This window comes from Desulfocurvus vexinensis DSM 17965 (assembly GCF_000519125.1).
Classification (GTDB): Bacteria; Desulfobacterota; Desulfovibrionia; order Desulfovibrionales; family Desulfovibrionaceae; genus Desulfocurvus; species Desulfocurvus vexinensis.
This window is the reverse complement of record NZ_KI912584.1, coordinates 1-6,952: the sequence shown is the minus strand read 5'-3', so window position 1 is coordinate 6,952 and position 6,952 is coordinate 1. Positions and strand designations below refer to the sequence as shown.

General features: G+C 59.9%; 7 protein-coding genes and 1 pseudogene. 6 read left to right on the top strand and 2 right to left on the bottom strand.

Annotation, left to right across the window (positions count from 1 at the left end; genetic code table 11):
* From G495_RS20005 to G495_RS0116685, 6 genes and pseudogenes are all read left to right on the top strand, one after another.
* Positions 1–786, top strand: a pseudogene (locus G495_RS20005) (CHC2 zinc finger domain-containing protein); the annotation flags it as partial.
* A gap of 92 nt (positions 787–878) precedes the next feature.
* On the top strand, positions 879–2,225 hold the full coding sequence (locus G495_RS0116705; RefSeq protein WP_011367840.1) for an AAA family ATPase: 1,347 nt from the start codon (positions 879–881) through the stop codon (positions 2,223–2,225).
* Positions 2,225–2,821 carry an RloB family protein gene (locus G495_RS0116700; protein ID WP_011367839.1) on the top strand — a complete coding sequence of 199 codons (597 nt, stop codon included), beginning with the start codon at positions 2,225–2,227 and terminating at the stop codon, positions 2,819–2,821. The genes G495_RS0116705 and G495_RS0116700 overlap by 1 nt, the downstream gene beginning before the upstream one ends.
* Positions 2,822–3,311: 490 nt before the next feature.
* The gene (locus G495_RS0116695; RefSeq protein WP_028588685.1) at positions 3,312–4,082 is read left to right on the top strand and encodes a hypothetical protein; all 771 of its coding nucleotides are present in this window, start codon (positions 3,312–3,314) and stop codon (positions 4,080–4,082) included.
* Positions 4,083–4,085: 3 nt separating this feature from the next.
* Positions 4,086–4,364, top strand: coding sequence for a hypothetical protein (locus G495_RS0116690; protein ID WP_011367837.1), 279 nt, complete (start codon positions 4,086–4,088; stop codon positions 4,362–4,364).
* Positions 4,365–4,455: 91 nt separating this feature from the next.
* Entirely contained in the window at positions 4,456–4,956 is a 501-nt protein-coding gene (locus G495_RS0116685) for a hypothetical protein (protein WP_028588684.1), read from the top strand.
* Between the two features lie 600 nt (positions 4,957–5,556).
* Here the strand turns inward: G495_RS0116685 and G495_RS0116680 are convergent.
* Entirely contained in the window at positions 5,557–6,471 is a 915-nt protein-coding gene (locus G495_RS0116680) for a tyrosine-type recombinase/integrase (protein WP_028588683.1), read from the bottom strand.
* Positions 6,452–6,826 (bottom strand): hypothetical protein, encoded by a 375-nt coding sequence (locus G495_RS0116675; RefSeq protein ID WP_028588682.1) that lies wholly within the window; start codon positions 6,824–6,826, stop codon positions 6,452–6,454. Before G495_RS0116675 ends, G495_RS0116680 begins: the two co-directional genes overlap by 20 nt.
* Between the last annotated feature and the right edge of the window lie 126 nt (positions 6,827–6,952).

The window sequence follows — 6,952 nt, the reverse complement described above, 5'->3', positions numbered from 1 at the left end:
CTGCTGAACACCACCGGCATCGAGCCGCTGTGCGGGGAACTTTCGGAGATCCTGTCGAGGTCCTTCGTCATCAACTTCGACCTCGCCAACCAGGCCAGCGACTGCTTTCTGGAATCGGAGGTCATCTCGGCCATCCAGCAGAACCGGGATCTGATCATCTCGGCCATCATGAAGCGGACCAGCCATGTGCTGGCGATGATCCGGGACGGAGCCCAGAAACAGGTCATGCGCCTGCTGCACCGAACCATGCCGACCCATGGCAAGCGCCGTTGCAACGACTATCTGAGCCTGATGTACCTGATGATGCTGGCCGGGTCCGAGGATCACGAGGTGACTACCGGACTTGAGGATCTGAGCCCGCTGTTCATCGAGCAGATACATTCCATCAACGACACCAGCCAGGAGATGGCCCGGGAGTCGAACCCCATCGCCACGGCGCTGGCGTCGCTCTTCCACGCTTATCGGAACGCGGTGGAGCTGGACGAGAAGGCCCGCTACGGCGAGGACGACCGGGCAAACCATGTGGTGGGGTTCATCGAACGCTACCAGGTGAGGTTCGAGAACGAGAACACCATGGAACCGGTGTCTGCGGGAAGGCTGCTCGCGGCTCTGCGCAGGGTCGGCCGGGAATTCAACCTCGAGTTCGAATACAAGAAGCCCGCCCAGCTCGGTCGGCGCATCAGCAACGACCTGGACGTCATCCGGGACGCCGGGTTCGACATCGACCGGCAGCGCAACGCCCACACCAAGAACTTCGAGTACCGGATCAGTAGCAAGGGTGTTTAAAGAGATATTTTCTCTTTTAGATTGACTTTACGCCCGCCCATGCCTATATTAAGGCATGATAAAGCGAATATTTCACTTTAGGAGGCGGTAAGATGATAGTCAGTTTCTCACTCGAAAACTGGATGTCCTTCCGCAACCAGGTCACATTTTCGATGGTCGCCAGCAGGGAGCGCCAGCATGGAGACAGGGTTCCCAAGCTCGGCAAGTACCAGACGAGAGTTCTTCCGGTTGCGGCAATTTATGGTGGCAACGCGTCGGGCAAGACCAACTTTTTCAAGGCCCTGAGTTTCGCCAAGGCGCTGGTCGTCAAAGGAACCCAGCCCGACAGCCTGATTCCTGTCGAGCCGTTCCGGCTGGACGCCAAGGTGGCCGATCAGCCGTCACGGTTTGGCTTCGAGTTGCTGATCGACGAGATCATTTACGAGTTCAGCTTCGCGGTGACCCGCAAGGCGGTTCTGGAAGAGAAGCTGGTGGCCATTACGAGCACCAGTGAAAAGGTGCTCTACCACCGTCGGGACGGAAAGCCCAACTTCGATGATTCCCTGGCCAAGGACCAGTTCCTCCAGTTCGCCTTCAAAGGGACCCGGGACAACCAACTCTTTCTGACCAACTCGGTTTCCCAGAAGGTCGACAATTTCCGGCCGGTCTACGACTGGTTCAAGGACACACTCGAGCTGGTCGCGCCCGATTCTCGCTTCGAACCTTTCGAGCAGTTCCTCGACGAGGGGCATCCGCTCTACTCGACCATGAACGAGATGCTGCCGCAGCTCGACACCGGCATCGCGCACCTGGGTGGCGAGGAGATCCCTTTCGAGAACATTCCGCTGCCCGAGCCACTGAAGACCAAGCTGCAGGAAGACGTCAAGGAAGGCATGACCGTTCGTCTGCTGACCGAGCCGATCAACGAGCGATTTGTGGTGACCCGCAAAGGTGGTGAACTGATCGCCAAGAAGCTGGTGACCTATCATCCGAAGGCGGACGGCACGGAAGCCAAGTTCGAGATCCGTCAGGAGTCGGACGGCTCACAGCGGGTGATCGATCTACTGCCCGCGTTTCTTGAGCTGTCGGCCCAGGTCTCGAAGAAGGTCTACGTGATCGACGAGGTCGACCGTAGCCTGCACACGCTGCTGACACGCAGATTGCTCGAAGCGTACCTCACCAATTGCTCCACGGAAACCAGAACGCAGTTGCTGTTGACCACCCATGACGTGCTGCTCATGGATCAGCAACTCCTGCGCCGTGACGAGATGTGGGTAGCCGAAAGAGATGCCACCGGAGCTTCGAACCTGCTCTCCTTCAGCGAGTACAAGGATGTCCGATACGACAAGGACATCCGCAAGAGCTACCTGCAGGGGCGACTGGGTGGAATTCCCCGGATTCTCTTGGGAGGCGCTTTGACCAATCCCTGCCTCACCGAGGAAAGTGAGGGGGATGACTGATGCCACCGAAGAGACGCAGATTCCAGAGACCCCTCGGCGAGCGTCGCTACCGCAAACTGTTCGTGATCGCGGTGGAAGGCGTGAAGACCGAGCCGCAGTATTTCGCCATCTTCAATGACCAACAGTCGGTGATCCGGGTGAACTGCCTCAAAGGCAGTCATGATAGTTCTCCTCCGCAGGTACTGAAGCGGATGGAGGACCATCTCCGGCAGGAGGAACTGAGATCCTCCGACGAAGCCTGGCTCGTGGTGGACAAGGATCAGTGGACCGACGAACAGTTGGACCAGCTTCATGCCTGGGCTCAGGCACGCGACAATTACGGCTTCGCCCTCAGCAACCCCAAGTTCGAATACTGGTTGCTGCTTCATTTCGAGGACGGCACCGGCATCGCATCGTCACGGGATTGCAGCGACCGGCTGAAGCGGCATCTTCCCGGTTACGACAAGGGGATCGACGCACGCAAGATCACCCGCGACCGAATCGATGAGGCCATCCGCCGCGCCAGGCTGCGCGACAATCCTCCCTGTGCCGACTGGCCACGAGCCCTTGGCGGCACCACGGTTTACAAGCTGGTCGAAAACATTCTCCAGGTCTGAACCTCAACCAATTCGATCCCCAATCATCCAGGACGCTCTCGGGCGTCCTTTTCTGTTGCGGTGGTGCGGTGATCACCGTTGTCCCTTGCGGTGGATGACCACCGCACGCCAAACCCTTGCCAGACAAGGCTTTCATGGCCTTTGCGGTGGTTGCGGTGGTAAATCCAGAGGTCTCACCCCCTATGGGTTGAAATATTTTTTCTACCTACCAACCCGACATCCCACGCCAGGCAAATTCCGGCCCAGCGTGAGAGACATTCCCCAAATACCACCGCAACCACCGCACTCTATCTTCTCTTTCTTCATAACTATCTAAAAACAAATAACAAACAAAGAACCATACCCTGCGGTGGGACGAGAAAACCTTTCACCGCATAACCACCGCAGCCACCGCACGTATCCACCGCAGCAGATGGTCACCGACGGTTTCAGGGCAGCTCCGGTAAGTAACGGGAAAAGCGATTAACCCGTATTTCTGGAGCCTGAAACCATGAGCCTTCTGAAAACCATGATCAAGCACACCGCCGGTGGGCAGGACGCCTCGGCAGGATGTGAAACCCCATCATTACCACCGCAACCACCGCAGCCCGCAATCTATGTCTCCACCGGGCTCGAGGTCCACGAGATCGAGGACGCTCGCGACTGGCCTGAAGACAAGGAGATCGACGGTACGCTGTGTCGCCGCCTGTCGCCTGAATACTTTGCCTGGCTACGTTCCCGCATGGTCACAGCCCAAGCCGCTCACAAGGCCGGAAAGCTCCCCGAGGATGCCTGGAATACGCTGCGGCAGCGATTCAACGCCCTGCAGGAGCTGGCCATCCGGGAGTTCGGCAAGGATAGCCTGCAGGAGGTCCTGCACTCCTTTTCCCCGAAGAACTACCGGCCACCCGCGTTTCGTCCCGAGTCCCAGAAGAAACCCGTCGAAGTTCCAAGAAAGGACTGGATTTATCCCGGGAACCAAGCTTGGAAATGTAAGCAGCCGGTGACTTCCCAGGCTGTCGCCAAGGTCGACGCCATCCGTGAGGAGGCCATGGCCAAGGGCTGGTCCGAGGCACGCCTCTATCAGAACCAGGGCCGATTCCGGTTTCCCTGCGGCGAGGACTACGGTCTGGTCTGTTTCGTCGATGGCGATCAGGAGATTGGCGAGGTCACCGAGCGTTTTATCGAAATTGTCCACGGGCCGAAGTCCGGGCGTCCCAGCACGCTGCGGTTCTACAACCCGGACGTGCCGCAGCCGTGGATGAAGAAAGTGGAGGATTGAGCCGTGAAGAAAAAGAAACGCTACGCCAACGCCAAGGATGTCCTGCCCGAGGAACTCTTCGAGCAGATCCAGAAGCACTACACCGGGATTCTCTGGGTCCCGGCACCGAGCCGCTTTTACCAGGAGCGCCGCGACCTGGTGCTTGCCCTTCATCTGCAGGGGATCAGCAGCCAGGAGATCTCCAACCTCGCTGGAGTGACCACTCGCCGGGTCAACCAGATCATCGCCGCCGAACGAAAACAGGACCGGGACCGACAGTTGGCCGCCGCTTCCGGTAAGTAACCCCTGAACCGGCGGGAGCGCGTTTGGAGGCTAAATCGGTCTCCCGCTCGGCATCCCGGCATAAAAGAACAAACATTGGCAGGAAATCGATGTGACTTTGAGCAAACCTGACAAAGAGACAATGGACCGCTGGCACCGCAACGAGGGCAAGACAGAACCGCCCCGGCGCGGCCCTGGTGCGCCTGAAGGCAACCAGAACCGCCTGCGCCACGGCATCTTTGCCGACCGCTGTCTGACCCCGGAAGAAAAGGTCATGTTCGACGTGATCATCGAGCGCCTCAACCAGGACTTCGTGTTCAACAAGTCCAGTGACTTCCTTCAGGTCGAACTGGTGGGCGTCTACTCCGTCAAGCTGGTCCGTGCCCAGATCGAAGGGAACACCCAAGCGGCCGAGAGCCTCGACCGCATGATCCGCTGCCATATGAAGGATCTCAAGACCACCAAGATCGCCCGCGAGGGTGAGGAGCCGCATGGTCCCCAGACCTCTCCAGCAGAATGGGCTGCGGCGCTGCTCGAGAAGGTGGCCGAGGCCGCCGCTGCTCCGGCCGGTAAGACCTCCAGCCGTAAAAAACGCGGAAAGAATTGCGGATAACACCATGGAGGGCTTTTCCGATGACCCCGACGCACGGCGACTTACGGCAGACTGCTTCACCAGGAATTGCGGATAAGACGTGTTCCTTGCACTTTCGGAATCGGCATTCTTCGGCCGCCGATCATCATTTCCACTCCTCTATTTCTTCCTGCAGCTCTCGATACCCGATTGGCATGTGTGCGCATAAGCCGAGCCGCATAAGCCAAGCAGATATTGGCATGTTCACGCCGGGGCTCTCTCACACAACCCAAGTAAATATGGGCATGTCGAGCCCCAGGCAGAACCGGCCAGGCCCCGCAAACAGCCATTTTTTCGGCAGCGGCCCCCACATAAGCCAAGCAGATATTGCCATGTGTGTTCCGCGCCCGGAGCGCACAAGCCAAGCAGTTATAGCGATGTGCGGCCGACAGACAGAAAAGGAGAAATTCCGGTCAATCGATATTTCCCGCTCCGCCCGGGAGGCCGAGAACCATCGTCATGATCATTCATCATCGGCGGATGTGTTCTTCTGCGGGCACTGTCATTCACTGTCTTCGATACTGTCTTCCCCAACGAAAACAGGAGCAGCCGAGGCCGCTCCCATCGTCGGGTCCGGAAGGATCAGAGGCGTTCGAGGGCTTCCTCGAGCTGGCCGTCCACGAGGTGGGTGTAGATCTGGGTGGTGGACACGTCCCGATGCCCCAAGGCCCGCTGCACCACGAGCAGGTCATTGGTCGCGCCGTAGAGGTGGGTGGCGAAGGTATGCCGCAGCCCGTGCGGCGTCAGTTCCTTTTCGATCCCGGCCTTCCGCAGCCAGTGGGCGAGCCGGTTGGCAATCTGCCGCTGGCAGAGTCTGCCGTCCCGGTTCGACAGGAACAGGGCTTCCATTTCCGGGTGGCCATGTCGGCGGCGCTCTGCCAGGTAACGGCGCAGCAATGTGCGGAGGTCGGTCTTGATGAACTTGACCTGCGGTACATTCCCCTTGGCCCGCACCCGCAGATGTTTGGCGTCGAGGTCGATGTCATCCATGTCGAGCGCGGCCAGCTCGCCAAGCCTGATCCCGGTGCCCAGCAGCACCTCGATCATGGCGCGGTCGCGGAGCGCGGAGAAGTCGGTCCGTCCCTTGAGTTCCTTGAGCAGTCGTTTCTTTTCGGCGGTGGTCAGGAACACCGGCAGCTTTCTCGGCAGCCGATGCATGCGGATGGACCGGGCCGGATTGTCATCGACCACGCCAGCCTCGGAGGCCCAGGCGAAAAAGGCCCGCACCGCCGCCTTCATCCGATGGAGCGAGGCCGCCGAGCGTGGGCCGCGCCCGCTCTCGGTGACCGCCCCGGCGGAGAACGCCCGGTCGAGGAGCCCGGCCGTGATCGCCCGGCAGATGATGCCCGGGGCCAGCTCATCGGCAACGCGGGCCACCAGGGCAAGGTCCCGGCGGTATGCGGCTATGGTCGCCGGGGAGCGTCCTTCGGCCGACAGGCGGGCACAGAACGCCTCTGTCGCGCCCGTCAGGTCGAGGTCAGCCGTTCGGTTGCTCATCGCTGGACTCCTTCACCCTGCTGTGACCCATGGGTGTGCTCTTGGGCAGCGGCAGCTCCTCGATGCGCCCCGATTCCCTGGCCCATACCATCATCATGCGGAACACCCGGACGGTCTTGGCGACGGTGCGTTCAGCCCGCTCCTTGCCGTCGGGGAGTTTGAGCAGCAGGTCGGACTTGTAGAACTTGCCGACCTGGGGAAGCCGGATCTCTGTGAGCTGGCGATCCGCCCCGAAGAAGGCCTCCACTACATCGAGGTCCTTCCGGTAGGTGTAAAGGGTCCGCTCTTTCTTTCCGGATTCCCGCAGGTGGCCGATGAAAGCCTCGGCGGCTTGATGCACGGTGCATTCGGTCATGTCGATGTCTCCTTTGTCGGTGGCCCGGTGTGTTCAGGACAGGAACTCGTCCAGCTCCCGCAGCAGTTCCTCGACGTGACCGAGGGAGCCGACGCTCGCCCAGGTGATGTCCGGCTGCTTCGCGTC